This is a genomic window from Saccharothrix tamanrassetensis, assembly GCF_014203665.1.
GTDB classification, from domain to species: Bacteria; Actinomycetota; Actinomycetes; order Mycobacteriales; family Pseudonocardiaceae; genus Actinosynnema; species Actinosynnema tamanrassetense.
Genome location: NZ_JACHJN010000002.1, coordinates 375,049 through 392,203 on the forward strand (window position 1 = coordinate 375,049; position 17,155 = coordinate 392,203).

General features: G+C 71.5%; 12 protein-coding genes. 11 read left to right on the plus strand and 1 reads right to left on the minus strand.

Annotated features, from left to right (window positions below; genetic code table 11):
• The first annotated feature begins 5 nt into the window (after positions 1-5).
• The 10 genes from nuoF to FHS29_RS06725 are packed head-to-tail and all read left to right on the plus strand — an operon-like array spanning position 6 to position 12,968.
• Positions 6-1,304, plus strand: coding sequence for an NADH-quinone oxidoreductase subunit NuoF (gene nuoF / locus FHS29_RS06680; protein WP_184689270.1), 1,299 nt, complete (start codon positions 6-8; stop codon positions 1,302-1,304).
• Complete coding sequence (locus FHS29_RS06685; RefSeq protein WP_184689272.1) at positions 1,301-3,802, plus strand: NADH-quinone oxidoreductase subunit G; 2,502 nt, start codon at positions 1,301-1,303, stop codon at positions 3,800-3,802. The genes nuoF and FHS29_RS06685 overlap by 4 nt, the downstream gene beginning before the upstream one ends.
• Positions 3,799-5,148 carry an NADH-quinone oxidoreductase subunit NuoH gene (gene nuoH, locus FHS29_RS06690; protein WP_184689274.1) on the plus strand — a complete coding sequence of 450 codons (1,350 nt, stop codon included), beginning with the start codon at positions 3,799-3,801 and terminating at the stop codon, positions 5,146-5,148. The genes FHS29_RS06685 and nuoH overlap by 4 nt, the downstream gene beginning before the upstream one ends.
• The gene (nuoI, locus tag FHS29_RS06695; protein WP_184689276.1) at positions 5,135-5,701 is read left to right on the plus strand and encodes an NADH-quinone oxidoreductase subunit NuoI; all 567 of its coding nucleotides are present in this window, start codon (positions 5,135-5,137) and stop codon (positions 5,699-5,701) included. Before nuoH ends, nuoI begins: the two co-directional genes overlap by 14 nt.
• A gap of 17 nt (positions 5,702-5,718) precedes the next feature.
• A complete protein-coding gene (locus tag FHS29_RS06700) occupies positions 5,719-6,546 on the plus strand; it encodes an NADH-quinone oxidoreductase subunit J (RefSeq protein ID WP_184690018.1) in 828 nt (275 codons plus the stop codon).
• Positions 6,543-6,842 (plus strand): NADH-quinone oxidoreductase subunit NuoK, encoded by a 300-nt coding sequence (gene nuoK, locus FHS29_RS06705; protein WP_184689278.1) that lies wholly within the window; start codon positions 6,543-6,545, stop codon positions 6,840-6,842. Before FHS29_RS06700 ends, nuoK begins: the two co-directional genes overlap by 4 nt.
• Before the next feature lie 20 nt (positions 6,843-6,862).
• On the plus strand, positions 6,863-8,815 hold the full coding sequence (gene nuoL / locus FHS29_RS06710; protein ID WP_221455482.1) for an NADH-quinone oxidoreductase subunit L: 1,953 nt from the start codon (positions 6,863-6,865) through the stop codon (positions 8,813-8,815).
• Positions 8,812-10,377, plus strand: a complete 1,566-nt coding sequence (locus FHS29_RS06715; RefSeq protein WP_184689280.1) for an NADH-quinone oxidoreductase subunit M — start codon at positions 8,812-8,814, stop codon at positions 10,375-10,377. Before nuoL ends, FHS29_RS06715 begins: the two co-directional genes overlap by 4 nt.
• A 1-nt stretch (position 10,378) precedes the next feature.
• The gene (nuoN, locus tag FHS29_RS06720) at positions 10,379-11,947 is read left to right on the plus strand and encodes an NADH-quinone oxidoreductase subunit NuoN (protein WP_184689282.1); all 1,569 of its coding nucleotides are present in this window, start codon (positions 10,379-10,381) and stop codon (positions 11,945-11,947) included.
• A gap of 19 nt (positions 11,948-11,966) precedes the next feature.
• Positions 11,967-12,968, plus strand: coding sequence for a polyprenyl synthetase family protein (locus FHS29_RS06725; protein ID WP_184689284.1), 1,002 nt, complete (start codon positions 11,967-11,969; stop codon positions 12,966-12,968).
• Positions 12,969-13,058: 90 nt separating this feature from the next.
• Here the strand turns inward: FHS29_RS06725 and rarD are convergent, their stop codons facing one another.
• On the minus strand, positions 13,059-13,985 hold the full coding sequence (gene rarD / locus FHS29_RS06730; protein WP_312864793.1) for an EamA family transporter RarD: 927 nt from the start codon (positions 13,983-13,985) through the stop codon (positions 13,059-13,061).
• Between the two features lie 199 nt (positions 13,986-14,184).
• Here rarD and FHS29_RS06735 point away from each other — a divergent pair, with 199 nt between their 5' ends.
• Complete coding sequence (locus tag FHS29_RS06735) at positions 14,185-17,001, plus strand: sunset domain-containing protein (RefSeq protein ID WP_184689288.1); 2,817 nt, start codon at positions 14,185-14,187, stop codon at positions 16,999-17,001.
• Positions 17,002-17,155: the final 154 nt, after the last annotated feature.

Consider the following 17,155-nt stretch of genomic DNA (forward strand, 5'->3'; position numbering starts at 1 on the left):
TGACCATGGTCGACCAACTGACGCCCGTCCTCACCAAGCGCTGGCTGTCGCCGCGCTCGTGGACGCTGAAGACCTACGAGCGGCTGGAGGGCTACACCGCGCTGCGCAAGGCGCTGACCGCCCACCCCGACCAGCTGATCCAGCAGTGCAAGGACTCCGGGCTGCGCGGCCGGGGCGGCGCGGGCTTCCCGACCGGCATGAAGTGGGGCTTCATCCCGCAGGGCGACGGCAAGCCGCACTACCTCGTCATCAACGCCGACGAGGGCGAGCCGGGCACCTGCAAGGACATCCCGCTGATGATGGCGGACCCGCACTCGCTGATCGAGGGCATCATCATCACCTCGTACGCGATCCGGGCGAACTTCGCCGCGATCTACGTGCGCGGCGAGGTGCTGCACTGCATCCGGCGGCTGAACGCGGCCGTGCAGGAGGCGTACGCGGCGGGCTACCTGGGCAAGGACATCCTCGGCTCGGGCTTCGACCTGGACGTGGTCGTGCACGCGGGCGCCGGCGCGTACATCTGCGGCGAGGAGACGGCCCTGCTCGACTCGCTGGAGGGCAAGCGCGGCCAGCCCCGGCTCAAGCCCCCGTTCCCCGCCACCGCCGGCCTCTACGCGTCGCCCACCGTGGTGAACAACGTGGAGACCATCGCTTCGGTTCCCTACATCGTCAACGGCGGCGCGGACTGGTTCCGCACCATGGGCCGCGAGCGGTCGCCCGGCCCGAAGATCTACTCGCTGTCCGGCCACGTCGAGAAGCCCGGCCAGTACGAGGCCCCGATGGGCACCACTCTCCGGCAGCTGCTGGACCTGGCGGGCGGCATGAAGGACGGCATCCCGCTGAAGTTCTGGACGCCGGGCGGCTCGTCCACCCCGCTGTTCACCGCCGAGCACCTCGACGTCCCGCTGGACTTCGAGGGCGCGGCGGAGGCCGGGTCGATGCTGGGCACCACCGCGCTGCAGATCTTCAACGAGACGGTGTCCGTGCCGTGGGCGGTCATGAAGTGGACCGAGTTCTACAAGCACGAGTCGTGCGGCAAGTGCACGCCGTGCCGCGAGGGCACCTACTGGCTGGTGCAGATCCTCCAGCGGATGAACCGCAACGAGGGCACCGCCGATGACATCGAGACGCTGCTGGACATCTGCGACAACATCCTGGGCCGCTCGTTCTGCGCGCTCGGCGACGGCGCGGTCAGCCCGATCACCAGCGGCATCAAGTACTTCCGGGACGAGTTCCTGGCCCTGTGCGACCAGAACGCACGCAACAACAAAGAAGCCGCAGCCCTGGCGGGAGCAAGCGCATGACGATCGCGCCTGACAAGAGCACGCCGCAGCAGCCGGGCACCGTCGCGGTGCCCGAGGGCCACGTGAAACTGGTCATCGACGGCCTGGAGGTCGTCGCGCCCAAGGGCGAGCTGCTGATCCGCACCGCCGAACGGCTCGGCATCATCGTGCCGCGCTTCTGCGACCACCCGCTGCTGGAGCCCGCTGGCGCCTGCCGGCAGTGCCTGGTGGAGGTGGAGATGGGCGGCCGGCCGATGCCGAAGCCGCAGGCCTCCTGCACCATGACGGTCGCCGACGGCATGGTGGTCAAGACCCAGCTGACCTCGCCGGTGGCGGACAAGGCGCAGCAGGGCGTGATGGAGCTGCTGCTGATCAACCACCCGCTGGACTGCCCGGTGTGCGACAAGGGCGGCGAGTGCCCGTTGCAGAACCAGGCGCTCAAGCACGGTCGCGCGGACTCCCGGTTCCACGAGCACAAGCGGACGTTCCCGAAGCCGATCCCGATCAGCACGCAGGTGCTGCTGGACCGCGAGCGGTGCGTGCTGTGCCAGCGCTGCACCCGGTTCTCGGCGCAGATCGCGGGCGACCCGTTCATCGAGCTGCTGGAGCGCGGCTCGCAGCAGCAGATCGGTGTCGCGCAGGACAAGCCGTTCCAGTCCTACTTCTCCGGCAACACCATCCAGATCTGCCCGGTGGGCGCGCTGACGTCCGCCGCGTACCGGTTCCGGGCGCGGCCGTTCGACCTGGTGTCCACGCCGAGCGTGTGCGAGCACTGCTCGTCGGGCTGCGCGGAGCGCACCGACTGGCGGCGCGGCAAGGTGCAGCGCAAGCTGGCCGGCGACGACCCCGAGGTCAACGAGGAGTGGATCTGCGACAAGGGCCGCTTCGCGTTCCGCTACGCCACCGCCGACGACCGGATCACCCGGCCGCTGGTGCGCGACCCGGAGTCCGGCGAGCTGCGCGAGTCGTCGTGGACCGAGGCGCTGCAGGTCGCGGCGACCGGTCTGGCGAAGGCCCGCGACGGCCGGGGCGTCGGCGTGCTCGCCGGCGGCCGGCTGACCGTGGAGGACGCCTACGCCTACTCGAAGTTCGCCCGGATCGCGCTGCGCACCAACGACGTCGACTTCCGCGCCCGGCCGCACTCGGCGGAGGAGCTGGAGTTCCTCACCTCGTCGGTGCTGGGGACCACGCCGGAGGACGGCGTGACGTTCAAGGGCATCGAGGCCGCGCCCGCCGCGCTGCTGGTGGCGTTCGAGCCCGAGGAGGAGGCGCCGATCGTCTTCCTGCGGCTGCGCAAGGCGGCCCGCGCGAAGAAGACCAAGGTGTTCCACCTGGGCCAGTTCACCTCGCCCGCGGTGGAGAAGACCCACGGCACGCTGCTGGCCTGCGTGCCCGGCGGCGAGCCCGCCGCGCTGAACGCGCTGCCCGGGCACGCCGCCGACGTGGTGGACGAGCTGGCCAAGCCGGGCTCGGTGATCCTGGTCGGCGAACGCGCCGCCGAGGTGCCGGGCCTGTTCTCGGCGGTCGCCGCGCTGTCCGCGCGGACCGGCGCGAAGGTCGCCTGGATCCCGCGCCGGGCCGGTGAGCGCGGCGCGCTGGAAGCCGGTCTGCTGCCGACGCTGCTGCCCGGCGGGCGGCTGGTCTCCGACGCCGACGCCCGGGCACGGGTCGAGCAGGCGTGGGGGCTGGACGCGGGCGCGCTGCCCGCCCAGCCAGGCCGGGACACCAACGGCATCCTCACCGCCGCGGCGAGCGGCGGGCTGGACGCGCTGGTGGTCGGCGGCGTCGACCCGTTCGACCTGCCGGACCCGGCGCTGGCCGAGCGCGCGCTGGACTTCGTGGGCTTCGTGGTGAGCCTGGAGCTGCGGCACAGCGCGGTCACCGCGCACGCCGACGTGGTGCTCCCGGTCGCCCCGGCGGTGGAGAAGGCGGGCAGCTACCTCAACTGGGAGGGCCGCCGCCGCCCGTTCGGCACCACGCTGGAGGGCACCGGCACGCTGCCCGACGGGCGGGTGCTGGACACGCTGGCCGTCGAGATGGACGCCGACCTGTTCACCCAGACCCCGGCCGCGGCAGGCGCGGACTTCGAGCGCCTGGGTCGCGGCACGCTCGCCGCGACCGCGCCCACCGTCCCCGCGCCGCTGCTGCCCCAGCCCAAGGCTGGTCAAGCGGTGCTGGCGACCTGGCGGCGGCTGCTGGACAACGGCTCGCTGCAGGACGAAGAGCCGCACCTGGCGGGCACCGCGCGGCCCGTGGTGGCCAAGGTGTCCGCCGCCACCGCCGACCACCTGGGCGTGCGGCCGGGCGACCTGATCACCGTGTCGACCGACCGCGGCGAGGTCTCGCTGCCCGTCGAGGCGGCCGACCTGCCCGACGGCGTCGTGTGGCTGCCCGGCAACTCGGGCGCGGTCACCGTGCGGCGCAACCTGGTCGCCGGCCACGGTTCCGTGGTGGCCGTTTCCGCCGCGCCCGCCGCGGGCCCGGCGGAGGAAATCACCTCGCCCGGAGGCAAGGCATGAGCACGGCACAACTCCTCGCCGACGACCCCGTCTGGCTGATCCTGGTCAAGGTCGTGGGGATCTTCGCGTTCCTCGTGGTGATGACCCTGTTCATGATCAACTGGGAGCGCAAGGTCGTCGCCCGGATGCAGCAGCGGCCCGGCCCCAACCGGGTCGGCCCCAACGGCTGGCTCCAGTCCCTGGCCGACGGCCTGAAGCTGGCGTTCAAGGAGGACATCCGCCCGGTCCTGGCCGACAAGTGGGTGTTCTTCCTGGCCCCGGTGATCTCCTGCATCCCGGCGTTCGTCGCGTTCTCGGTGATCCCGCTCGGCGGCAAGGTCACCATCTTCGGGCAGGAGACCGCGCTCCAGCTGGTCGACCTGCCGGTCGGCGTGCTGGTCGTGCTCGCCTGCTCCTCGCTCGGCGTCTACGGCATCGTGCTGTCCGGCTGGGCGTCGGGCTCGCCGTACCCGCTGCTGGGCGCGCTGCGGTCGGCCGCGCAGGTCATCTCCTACGAGATCGCGATGGGCCTGTCCATCGTCGCCGTCGTGATGAGCTCGCACTCGCTGTCCACCGCGGACATCGTGAGCACCCAGTCCGGCACCATCGCGTGGGGCGCGCTGCCCGCCTGGAACGCGATCCTGCTGCCGGTCAGCTTCGTGATCTACGTGATCTCCATGGTCGGCGAGACCAACCGCGCCCCGTTCGACCTCCCCGAGGCCGAGTCGGAGCTGGTCGGCGGCTTCCACACGGAGTACAGCTCGCTGAAGTTCGCGCTGTTCTTCCTCGCCGAGTACGTGAACATGGTGACCGTGTCGGCGCTGGCCACCACGCTGTTCCTGGGCGGCTGGCAGTTGCCGTTCGTCGGCGTGGACCACTTCCTCAACAGCGGCTGGTGGGGCCTGCTCTGGTTCGTCGTCAAGACCCTGGGCTTCCTGTTCCTGTTCATCTGGCTGCGCGGCACGCTGCCCCGCCTGCGCTACGACCAGTTCATGCGGCTGGGCTGGAAGTTCCTGGTCCCGCTCGCGCTGTTCTGGTTCGTCGCGGTGGCGTTCACCCGGTACTTCAACCAGGAGCGCCAGGCGGACAACGTGAGCACCAGCCTGCTGCTGACCGTGTTCGGCGCGGTCCTGGCGGTGGTCCTGCTGATCGCGTTCCTGCTGCCGGACAAGCGCGAGCACAAGGACCCGAACGCCGTGCCGATCACCGGCGGCGGCTACCCGGTGCCGCCGCTGGACCTGCAAGTGCCCAAGTCGCCGCCGCGCCGGCAGGTGCCGGTGGCCCAGCTGCCCACCGCCGAGGACCGGACGGCGGAACCCGCGGCGGTAACCGCATCAGCGAAGGAGGCCGGCGATGGGAATGCTTGATCCCGTCAAGGGGTTCGGCGTCACCTTCGGGACGATGTTCAAGAAGGTCGTCACCGAGGAGTACCCCGAGGTCAAGAAGGTCACCGCGCCGCGGTTCCACGGCCGGCACCAGCTCAACCGGCACCCGGACGGGCTGGAGAAGTGCGTCGGCTGCGAGCTGTGCGCGTGGGCCTGCCCGGCGGACGCGATCTTCGTCGAGGGCGGCGACAACACCGAGGACGAGCGCTACTCGCCCGGTGAGCGGTTCGGCGCCGACTACCAGATCAACTACCTGCGCTGCATCGGCTGCGGCCTGTGCATCGAGGCGTGCCCGACCCGTTCGCTGACCATGACGAACGAGTACGAGCTGGCCGATGACGACCGGCAGAAGCTGATCTTCACCAAGGAGGACCTGCTCGCCCCGCTGCTGCCCGGCATGGAGCAGCCGCCGCACCCGATGCGGCTCGGCGAGAACGAGCAGGACTACTACGTGAACGGCCCGGCGCTGGCCCGCCGGGCGGGTGTGCCGGAAGGCGCCACCGTCGAGACCGGCCCCGAGGAGGCGCGGAAGTGAGCGCGTTCCTCACCTTCCTGGCGCAGCCGCCGGAACCCGTGCAGCGCGCGGTCGACACCGTGACCACGGGCGAGGCCGTCGCGTTCTGGGTCCTCGGCCCGCTGGCGCTGGCCGGCGCGCTGGGCATGCTGTTCGCCCGCAACGCGGTGCACTCGGCGCTGTGGCTGGTGCTCACCATGCTCAGCCTCGGCGTGCTCTACATGGTCCAGCAGGCGCCGTTCCTCGGCTTCGTGCAGATCATCGTCTACACCGGCGCGATCATGATGCTGTTCCTGTTCGTGCTGATGCTGGTCGGCCGGGACAGCTCGGACTCGGTGGTCGAGGTGCTGCGCGGCCAGCGGCTCGCCGCGATCGTGCTGGGCGTCGGCTTCGCCGGCCTGGTGGTCGGCTCGCTGGCGCGGGCGCTGACCGACGTGCAGCCGGTCGGCCTGGCGCAGCAGAACACCCAGGGCGGGGGCAACGTCGCCAACATCGGCGAGGCGCTGTTCACCGACTACCTGTTCCCGTTCGAGCTCACGTCGGCCCTGCTGATCACGGCGGCGGTCGGCGCGATGGTGCTCGCGTTCACCTCGCGGGTCGGCAAGGACGCGAAGAAGACGCAGAAGGAACTGGTGGAGGAGCGCTTCCGCGGCGACCGCGTCGGCTCGCTGCCCGGTCCCGGCGTGTTCGCCACCGCCAACTCGGTGGCCACGCCCGCGTTGCTGCCGGACGGTTCGGTGGCCGCCGAGTCGCTGTCCGAGCTCATCGAGACGACCGCGAAGGAGACCCTGGAGGACGACGTCGCCGAGGTCTCCGGCACCGGCCACCAGGCCGACGCGCACGCGCTCAAGGGAGAGCAGTCGTGACCCCGACCTACTACCTGCTGCTGTCCGCCCTGCTGTTCAGCCTCGGCGCGGTGGGCGTGCTGGTGCGGCGCAACGCCATCGTCGTGTTCATGTGCGTGGAGCTGATGCTCAACGCGGTGAACCTCAGCCTGGTCACGTTCGCCCGGATCAACGGCGCGCTCGACGGCCAGGTGATGGCCTTCTTCGTGATGGTGGTGGCCGCCGCCGAGGTCGTGGTGGGCCTGACGATCATCATGTCGATCTTCAAGACGCGTCGCTCGGCCTCGGTCGACGACTCCAACCTGCTGAAGTACTAGGGGACACGGTGTCTGCTCTGATGCTCGACCCCGCAAGCGGGTCATCGGACGTTGTCGCCGCCGGCGGGATCGGCAGTCTCGCCTGGTTGTTGTTGGCGCTGCCCGCGTTCGGCGCGGCGGTGCTGCTGCTCGGCGGCAGGCGCACCGACAGGTGGGGCCACCTGCTCGGCTGCGCGACGGTCGTCGCGGCGTTCGGCTACGGCGTGGCGCTGTTCCTCGACACCCTCGGGCGGACGGGTGAGCGCACCAGCGAGCTGCACCTGTTCGACTGGGTGTCGGTGAACGCGCTGAACGTCGAGTTCGCGCTGCGCATCGACCCGCTGTCGCTGACCTTCGTGCTGCTGATCACCGGTGTCGGGTCGCTGATCCACATCTACTCGATCGGCTACATGGCGCACGAGGCCGGCCGGCGGAAGTTCTTCGGCTACCTGAACCTGTTCGTCGCCGCGATGCTCCTGCTGGTGCTGGGCAACGGCTTCGTGACGCTGTACTTCGGCTGGGAGGGCGTGGGTCTGGCCTCCTACCTGCTGATCGGCTGGTACCAGCACAAGCCGGAAGCCGCGAGTGCCGCGAAGAAGGCGTTCCTGATGAACCGGGTCGGCGACCTGGGCCTGGCGATCGCGATCTTCATCCTGTTCAAGGAGCTCGGCACCACCCAGTACACCGAGGTGTTCTCCCGGGTCGGCGAGCTGTCCGCGGCCGAGGTCACCGCGGTGACGCTGCTGCTCCTGCTCGGCGCGTGCGGCAAGTCCGGCCAGTTCCCGCTCCAGGCGTGGCTCCCGGACGCCATGGCCGGCCCCACGCCGGTCTCCGCGCTGATCCACGCGGCGACGATGGTCACCGCGGGCGTCTACCTGATCGCCCGGTCCAACCCGATCTACAACGCGTCCGCCGACGGCCGGCTGGTCGTGATGATCATCGGTGCGGTCACGCTGGTCATCGGGTGCGTCATCGGCTGCGCCTACGACGACTTCAAGAAGGTCCTCGCGTACTCGACGGTCAGCCAGATCGGCTACATGATCCTGGCCGTCGGCCTCGGCCCGATCGGCTACGCGCTGGGCATCATGCACCTGCTGACGCACGGCTTCTTCAAGGCCGGGCTGTTCCTCGGGGCCGGTTCGGTCATGCACGGCATGAACGACGAGGGCAACATCCGCCGGATGGGCGGGCTGTGGCGCAAGATGCCGATCACCTTCTTCACCTGGCTGCTCGGCTACGCCGCGCTGATCGGCTTCCCTTTCCTGTCCGGCTACTACTCCAAGGACGCCATCATCGCGGCGGCCTTCAGCGAGCAGGGCTGGCGGGGCTGGGTGTTCGGCGGCGCGGCGGCACTGGGCGCGGGCATCACCGCGTTCTACATGACCCGCCTGCTGATCCTGGTGTTCCTCGGCAAGGCCCGCTGGACGGAGCTCAGGAGCGAGGACGGCCGCGAGTACCACCCGCACGAGTCGCCGCCGTCCATGACGGTGCCGATGATCGTGCTGGCGATCGGCTCGGTCGGCGCGGGCTTCCTCCTCGCCACGAACCACAACCTGGCGGGCTGGCTCACGCCGTCGCTGGGGGAGCTCCGGGAGCAGCACGGCGTGCTGGACCACACCGTGGTCAACTTCCTGGTGCTCGGCCTGTCCGCGCTGGGCGTGCTGGTGGCGTGGCTGCTGTTCGGCCGCAAGCCGCAGCCGGCGACCCGGCCGGAGCGGGTGTCGTTCCCGGTCCGCGCCGCGCGCGCCGACCTGTACGGCAACGCGCTCAACGAGGCGCTGTTCGCGCGGCCGGGCACCTGGCTCACCCGCGCGCTGGTGTTCGTGGACAACAAGGGCGTGGACGGCCTGGTCAACGGGTCGGCCGCGCTGCTGGGCGGTAGCTCGGGCCGGCTGCGCAGGTTGCAGACCGGGTTCGTGCGCTCGTACGCGCTCTCCATGCTCCTGGGTGCGATCTTCGTCCTGGGCGCGCTGCTGATGGTGAGGTTCTCGTGAGCTGGACGCTGATCGCGCTGCTCCTGCTGCCCCTCGCGGGCGGCGTGGTGGTGGCCTTCCTGCGGGGCAACGACCGGTTGGCGAAGGCGGTCGCGCTGGCCGTGTCGCTGGTCGAACTGGTGATCGCGGTATTCGCCTGGACCGGCTACGACCCCTCGTCGGACGAGCGGCTCCAGCTGACCAGCTCGGCTGACTGGATCCCCGCGTTCGGCGTGCGCCTGTCGTTCGGCGTGGACGGCATCGCGCTGGTGATGATCGCGCTGATCGCGTTCCTGGTGCCGGTCGTCATCGGCGGCTCCTGGGCGGACAAGCTGCCCGAGGGCCGCAGCGCGGGCGGGTTCTTCGCGCTGCTGCTGGTGATGGAGACCGGCATGGTCGGTGTCTTCGCGGCCACCGACGTGTTCCTGTTCTACGTGTTCTTCGAGGCCGTGCTGGTCCCGATGTACTTCCTGATCGGCCGCTTCGGCGGGCCGAACCGGCAGTACGCGGCGATGAAGTTCTTCCTCTACTCGCTGCTCGGCGGCCTGATCATGCTGGCCTCGGTGATCGGCGTGTACGTGGCCGCCGCCGACAAGCTGGGCGCGGGCACGTTCGACTGGGCGACGCTGGTCACCGTGACGCGGGACCTGCCGCTGTCCACCCAGATCTGGCTCTTCCTCGGGTTCTTCGCGGCGTTCGCGATCAAGGCCCCGCTGGTGCCGCTGCACACCTGGCTGCCCGACGCCGGTGCCGAAGCGCCGGTCGGCGCGGGCGTGCTGCTGGTCGGTGTCCTGGACAAGATCGGCACGTTCGGCTTCCTGCGCTACTGCCTGCCGATGTTCCCGCTGGCCAGTCAGGAGCTCGCGCCGCTGATCCTGGTGCTGGCCGTGGCGGGCATCCTGTACGGCTCGCTGCTGGCCGTGGGCCAGTCGGACCTCAAGCGGTTCGTGGCGTACACGTCGATCGCCCACTTCGGCTTCATCGCGCTGGGCATCTTCGCGTTCAGCTCGCAGGCCGGCGCGGGCGCGGTGCTCTACATGGTCAACCACGGCATCTCCACCGGCATGTTGTTCCTGGTGGTCGGCATGGTGATGGCCCGCGGCGGTTCGCGCCTGATCGAGGACTACGGCGGCATGGCGAAGCTGACGCCGGTCCTCGGCGGCATGTTCTTCGTGGCCGGCCTGTCGTCGCTGGCGCTGCCCGGCACCAACTCGTTCGTCAGCGAGTTCCTGGTGCTCGTCGGCTCGTACCCGAACCAGCCGGTGTACACGATCCTGGCCGCGCTGGGCATGGTGCTGGCCGCGCTGTACATCCTCTGGCTGTACCAGCGGGTGTTCCAGGGCCCGGTGCGCGGCACCGCGCTGGTCGGCGCGACCGGCGGCCCCGGCGCGGTGGTCGACCCGGAGCGCGCCGGGCTGCGCGACCTGAACAAGCGGGAACTGGCGGTGCTCGCGCCGCTGGTGGCGCTGATCCTGGTGCTCGGGTTCTACCCGAAGCCCGTGTTGGACGTGATCACCCCGTCCGTCGGGGCGACGCTCAGCGAGGTCGGGGTGGCCGACCCGGTCACGCAGGAAGGCAAGTGACGTGGAGACGCTCCTCGCTCAGACCCAGCGGCTTCAGGCCCCCGAGATCGACTACCTGGCGGTCTCGCCGATCCTGGTCGTGCTCGGCGCGGCCTGCCTCAGCGTGCTGGTGGAGGCCTTCCTGCCGAAGACCCAGCGGTGGGCCGCCCAGGTCGTGCTGACCCTGCTGACCATCGTGGTGGCCGGCACGGCGCTCGGCTTCTACGCCGCCGCCGACGACACCCCCGACCAGGGCAAGGTCACCCTCGCGGGCACGATCGCGGTGGACCAGCCGGTGATCTTCCTGTGGGCGACCCTGCTGGTGCTCGGCTTCGGCGCGGTGCTGCTCATCGCGGACCGCTCGGTGGAGCCCGGCGGCGCGTTCGTCGCCGACGCGGCCATCCGGCCCGGCACCGTCCAGGACCGCGCCCAGGCGGGCCGGTTCGGGATGCAGACCGAGGTGTTCCCGCTGACGCTGTTCGCGCTCGGCGGCATGATGGTGTTCGTCGCCGCGAACGACCTGCTCACCATGTTCATCGCGCTGGAAGTGCTGTCGCTGCCGCTGTACCTGATGTGCGGCCTGGCCCGCCGGCGGCGGCTGCTGTCGCAGGAGGCGGCGGTCAAGTACTTCCTGCTCGGCGCGTTCGCCTCGGCGTTCTTCCTGTACGGCGTGGCCCTGCTGTACGGCTTCGCGGGCTCGGTGAAGCTGGCCGACATCGCCACCGCGACCGCCGGCACCGACCGGTCCGACACGCTGCTCTACGCGGGCTTCGGCCTGCTGGTGGTCGGTCTGCTGTTCAAGGCCTCGGTCGGCCCGTTCCACGCGTGGACCCCGGACGTCTACCAGGGCTCGCCGACGCCGATCACCGCGTTCATGGCGGCGTGCACGAAGGTCGCCGCGTTCGGCGGCATCCTGCGGGTGCTGTTCGTGGCGTTCGAGAAGTCCAGCTGGGAGTGGAACGGCGTGCTGTGGGGCGTGGCCATCGCGTCCATGGTCATCGGCGCGGTGCTCGGCCTCACCCAGACCGACGTGAAGCGGATGATCGCCTACTCGTCGGTCGCGCACGCGGGCTTCCTGCTGATCGGGTCCATCACGCTGACCAGCGAGGGCCTGTCCGGCACGATGTTCTACCTGATGGCCTACGGCTTCACCACCATCGCCGCGTTCGGCGTGGTGTCGCTGGTCCGCAACGCCGACGGCGAGGCCACCCACCTGTCCCAGTGGGCGGGGCTGGCCAAGCGCTCGCCGATCACCGCCGCGGTGTTCACGTTCCTGCTGCTCGCGCTCGCCGGCATCCCGCTGACCAGCGGGTTCATCGGCAAGTTCGTGGTGTTCGCGGCGGCGTTGCAGAGCGGCATGGCGCCGCTGGTGGTGATCGCGCTGGTGGCCTCGGCGGTGGCCGCGTTCTTCTACCTGCGGGTCATCGTGCTGATGTACTTCAGCGAGCCGGCGCCGGACGGCCCGACGGTGAGCGTGCCCGGCGCGTTCACCACGGTGGCCATCACGATGGGTGCCGCGATCACCCTCGTGCTCGGTGTCTGGCCCGCGTTCGCCCTCGATTGGGCGGGTGCCGGCGGGTTCATCTTCTAGTGGTACGTAGGCTTCAGGAGTGACCAGTAGCGAGCGGGCGGGGGCGGGGTTCCGGTTTGCGGACCCCGTGCTCGCGGAGGTGGTGCAGGCCGGGCTGGCCGAGGTGGAGGAAGTGCTGCACAAAGTGGTGCAGAGCGAGTTCCACCCGGTGATGGAGACGTCGCTGCACCTGGTGAGCGCGGGCGGCAAACGCATCCGCCCGCTGTTCACCATCCTGTCCGCCCAGGTCGGCAGCACGTGGGACCGGGAGAGCGTCATCAAGGCCGCGGCCGTGGTGGAGATGACCCACCTGGCCACGCTCTACCACGACGACGTGATGGACGAGGCCACCATGCGCCGCGGCGCGGTGTCGGCCAACGCCAAGTGGGACAACAGCATCGCCATCCTGACCGGCGACTACCTGTTCGCGCACGCCTCCGCGCTGGTCGCCGACCTCGGCACGCGGGCCGCCCGGATCATCGCCGAGACGTTCTCCGAACTGGTCACCGGCCAGATGCGGGAGACCATGGGCCCGCGCGGCGGCGAGGACCCGATCGCGCACTACCTGACCACCATCGCGGAGAAGACCGGCTCGCTGATCGCCACCGCCGCCCGGTTCGGCGCGATGTTCTCCGACACCACGCCCGCCCAGGTGGAGGCGCTGCGCGCGTACGGCGAGATCATCGGCGCGGCGTTCCAGATCTCCGACGACGTGATCGACATCGCCAGCCCGTCGTCCGAGTCGGGCAAGACCCCCGGCACCGACCTGCGCGAAGGCGTGAAGACGCTGCCCATGCTGTACGCGCTGGCCGACGAGCCGGACTCGCGGCTGGCGTCGCTGCTGGCGCGGCCGTTGACCGACGACGCCGAGGTGGACGAGGCGCTGGTGCTGCTGCGGTCGTCGTCCGGCCTGGTCCGCGCCCGGCAGACGCTGGACGACTACGCGACCCGCGCCCGTGCCACGCTGCTCGAACTGCCGGCGGGCACGGCCCGTGACGCGCTGGAGTCGGTCAGCGAGTACGTGGTCAGCCGCTCGCACTGAACCGCGCGCCGGCCGTTCGCCGGGTGCGTCGTCGGTTGTGCGTCCCGTGCGGTGAGGCCGTGCAGCGCCTTCGAGAGGTGCACGTCGGGTTCACTCGATCGGCGCGAGCAGTTGCTGCGGCTTGCGCCGGGACCGCAGGGCGTCCACGGTGAACACCGCCAGCGCCACCCACACCAGGGCGAACCCGAACCACCGCGACGGCGGCATCGGCTCGTGCTTCACGAACACGCCCCACGCGAACTGGAGGATCGGCGCGAGGTACTGGAGCATCCCCATGGTGATCAGCGGGACGCGCCGGGCGCCGGCGCCGAACAGCATCAGCGGGATGGCCGTCACCACACCCGCCGAGACCAGCACGAGGGCGTGACCGACGCCGTGGTCGTGGAACGTGCCGGCCGGGCCGAGCCAGACCAGGTAGCCGACCGCGAGCGGGGCCAGCACGATGCTCTCCGCGGTGAGGCTCGCGGTGGCGTCCAGCGGCACGGTCTTCTTCAGCAGCCCGTACAGGCCGAACGAGCAGGCCAGCGCCAGCGAGATCCACGGCAGCCGCCCGTAGTCCACGGCCAGCACCACCACCGCCGCCACGGCGGTGGCGATCGCCGCGTACTGCGCGCCCCGCAGCCGTTCCCGCAGCACCAGCACCCCGAGCAGCACGCTGACCAGCGGGTTGATGAAGTAGCCCAGTGCGGCCTCGACGACGTGGCCGGTGTTGACCGCGTGGATGTAGACGCCCCAGTTGACCGCGATCAGCACGGAGGCGGCGGCCACCATGAGCCAGCCTCGCCGGGACAGCGTGCGCAGCCCCGCCCACCGGCCGAGGACGGCCGTGATGAGCACCATCACCAGCAGCGACCAGGCGATCCGGTGCGCCAGGATCTCCACCGCGCCGGCCGGCGCCAGCAACGGCCAGTAGGCGGGCACGATGCCCCAGATGAAGTAGGCCCCGACGCCGAAGACGACCCCGCGATTGGCGTGCTCGGTGTCCGCCGCGGCGGAAGAGTTCGTCAACGGCGGCACGAGGGCTACTCTACGCCGACCGTTTCCCCTGGTCAGTTGCTCCGGGTGGCCTACCATTCCAGCATGGCCGGACGTCCGGGCGGCCGGGCGCGCCCGGCGGTGCGGTCAGGGTAGTTTTGCACCGCTTCCCCTACCGGGTGAAGGCTCGGGAGCGGAGCGCGTCGGGGTGTGACAGGACTGTGCAGTGGGAGGGTCTCCCGTGAGTTCGCTCTTCGGGCAGGTGTGGCTGTGGAGCCTGCTGTCGTTCGTGGCAGGCGTCGCGCTGACCTGGCTGGTGCTGGTCCGTCCGGCCAAGAAGGAGCTGCAGGAGCTGGAGGAGCGGTTCCTCACGGCCCCGCGCCCGACCACCCCGGCGGTCGAGCCCGCGCGCGACGGCTTCGACAACTGGCACGTGGAGAACCGCTCGCCGGTGGACGAGCTGCTCCAGGACGAGCCGCCGCGCTACGACGTGTCGAACCTGAAGCTGGACAAGCGCGAGGACCCGGTCGAAGAACTCGACGACGAACACCGCCCGCTGTCGGACTTCGAGGAGCAGCACGACTTCCCGGAGTCCGACGAGGACCGCCCGCGCAGCCTGTTCGAACGCCTGAGCCCCGGTGACCCCGCTGCCGGCACGCACGCCGCCCCCGAACCCCCGGCCGGGGAAGCCCGGCTGCTGCCGCCCGCCGTGCCGGTGGCCGAACCGGCCGCGCCCCACTCCGAGCCCACCGCACCACCCGAGGTGGAGGCCTTCCAGCCCCGCGAGGTGTGGCGCGAGGAACCGGCCGGCGCGCAGGAGGTCTACGGCGAGGACGGCGCCCCGACCGAGGGCTCCGAGCAGGACGACGAGCCGGAGCACTCGGCCGCCGAGCAGACCACCCTCATCCCGGCCACCGCCCTGGCCCGCGCCATCGCCGAGGTGGACGCCAGGGCCGACGACCCGGACACCCGTCGTGCGGACCGCCCCGACGACGTCCGGCACACCGACGACCCGGACGTCCGCGGCCCGGACCGCGCCGGAGGCCGCCGGCGCGCCGACCAGCCGCTGGACACCGCCGACGACCTGCGGGACGGCACCGACGAGGCGCGGCACACCGCCGACGACCCGCGGAGCGGCGCCGGCAGCACGGACAACGACCCGCCGAGTGGCGACAACGACCCGCGGAGCAGCACCGACGAGCCGCGGGACGACACCGACGAGCAGCAGAGCCGCTGGCGCGAAACCTCCCAGCTGTGGCCGGACCACGACCTGACCGGCGAATACCCGGCCATCCGGGCGCAACTGCCCGCCTCGCGACCCGACCCGGCCGGCTTCTACGCGGAACTGTCCGCCGGACGCCGAGCCGAAGCCGACGAGTTCCACGCCCAGCTGGCGAACCGCGACCCCTCGGACCCGGACCCGTCCGCCCCGCGCACCGAGCTGATCGCACCGATCCCCGCCGACCAGGACCCGGAGCCCGCCGACCGGCACCCGGAGCCCGCCGACCAGGACCCGGGGTCCGCCGGCCGGCGCTGGGAGTCCGCCGATCAGCGCCAGGAGTCGGCCGCCCGCCACGCGCAGCCGACCGCGCCGCCCTTCGAGCCCGAAGCGCGCCACGCCGAGTCCCTCCGGCACAGCGAGGCCGCGACGCAGTACACCAGGCCCGTCGGCACGCGCTTCGACGACGAAGCGGACCACCTCGAACCGCCTGCCTCGCTGTTCGGCTCCGGCACCGATCACTCCAAGGCCGACCTGCGCGCCGAGCCGCACAACGACTTCGGCGTGTTCATCGAGCCGAGCTCCGACTTCAACGCGTTCGTCGAGCCACCCGGCGACCCGGACGACGACCACCCGGAGCCTTCGGCCCACCACGTCGAGCAGCCCGCTGCGCGCGCCGGGCAGTCGGCCCAGCACGCCGACACCGCCTACGCACGCCCCGAACCCGCGAGCCACCGCGCCGAGTCGGCCCGCACCGGTCCCGAACCGGTGAGCCACCGCGCGGAGCCGGAACAGACCGGCCACGAGCCCGCGAGCCACCGCCCGGACCCGCTTCCGACGAGCCCGGTGAGCCACCGCGCCGAGTCGCTGCCCGCCCGTCCGGAACCCGTCCTCGGTCACCACACCGATCCGATCGGCGCACACTCCGAGCCGTCGCCTCGGCGCGACGAGCCGGTGGCGCAGCCTGGGGAGTCCGCCGCGCACCGCGTCGACCCGCCGGCCCAATCCGCTGAGCCCGCCGCCCATCGCTTCGACCCGCCGACCCGACCCGCGGACTCCGCCGCACATCGCGACGAGCCGGTGGCGCAGCCCGCAGAGCCCGCCGCGCACCTCTTCGAGCCGGTGGCGCAGCCCGCGGAACCGGCCGCGCACCTCTTCGAACCGATCGCCCAGCCCGCCGAACCGGCAGCCCAGCGCCCCGAGCCCAGCCCCCGACGACCTGAGCCCGCCGCTCCGGCCCGCCCGCCCGCAGAGCCCGCCAAGCCCGCTGCGCAGGCCAAGCCCGAGCCCAGGGAACCGGCCCGGCCGCGCTCGCTGTTCGAACCCCTCCTCACCCCGGAGGACGTCGACGACGAGCCCCCGGCCCCGCCGAAGCCCGCCGCCCCGGGCAACGACCAGCCGTTCGTCCCCAAGCTGGCCCCGGAACTGCTCGCCTCCTCCGGCAACGGGCTCCCGCAGCGCCCCACCCGCTCGGCGGGCGGCCCGCACATCCCGCCGCCCCCGCCGGCCGCGTCCAAGCCGATCAGCCCGCCGCCGCCCCGTCCGGTCCGCCCCCGTCCGGTCGGCTTCAGCCCCAGCACGGGCGGCCGTCCGGCGGGCGGCACGACGACCCGCTACCAGCAGCCGGAGGGCTTCAACCCGCGGTCGCCGTTCGGGCCGGGCTCGGTCCTGCCGAAGTCCGACGGCATGGCGCCCGCGCCGGACTTCCACGTCAAGGCCACCCTCACCGGCCGGCGCTACTACACCGGCGAGTCGGCGAACTTCCGCGAGACCAGGGCGGACGTCTGGTTCCGCACCATCTCCGACGCGGAGAAGGCGGGCTTCCGCCCGGCACCGTAAGGCGGCGCAAGCGTCACGAAGACCGCGCGGCACGCGGACCCGACCGGGCACAGACGACCGGCGCGGTACCGGCCGCCACAGGTTCCCTGGGGAGGGAACGCGAAGGGCCCCTGTTCCGGGAGGCGGAGCAGGGGCCCTTCCGTGTGCGCGATGC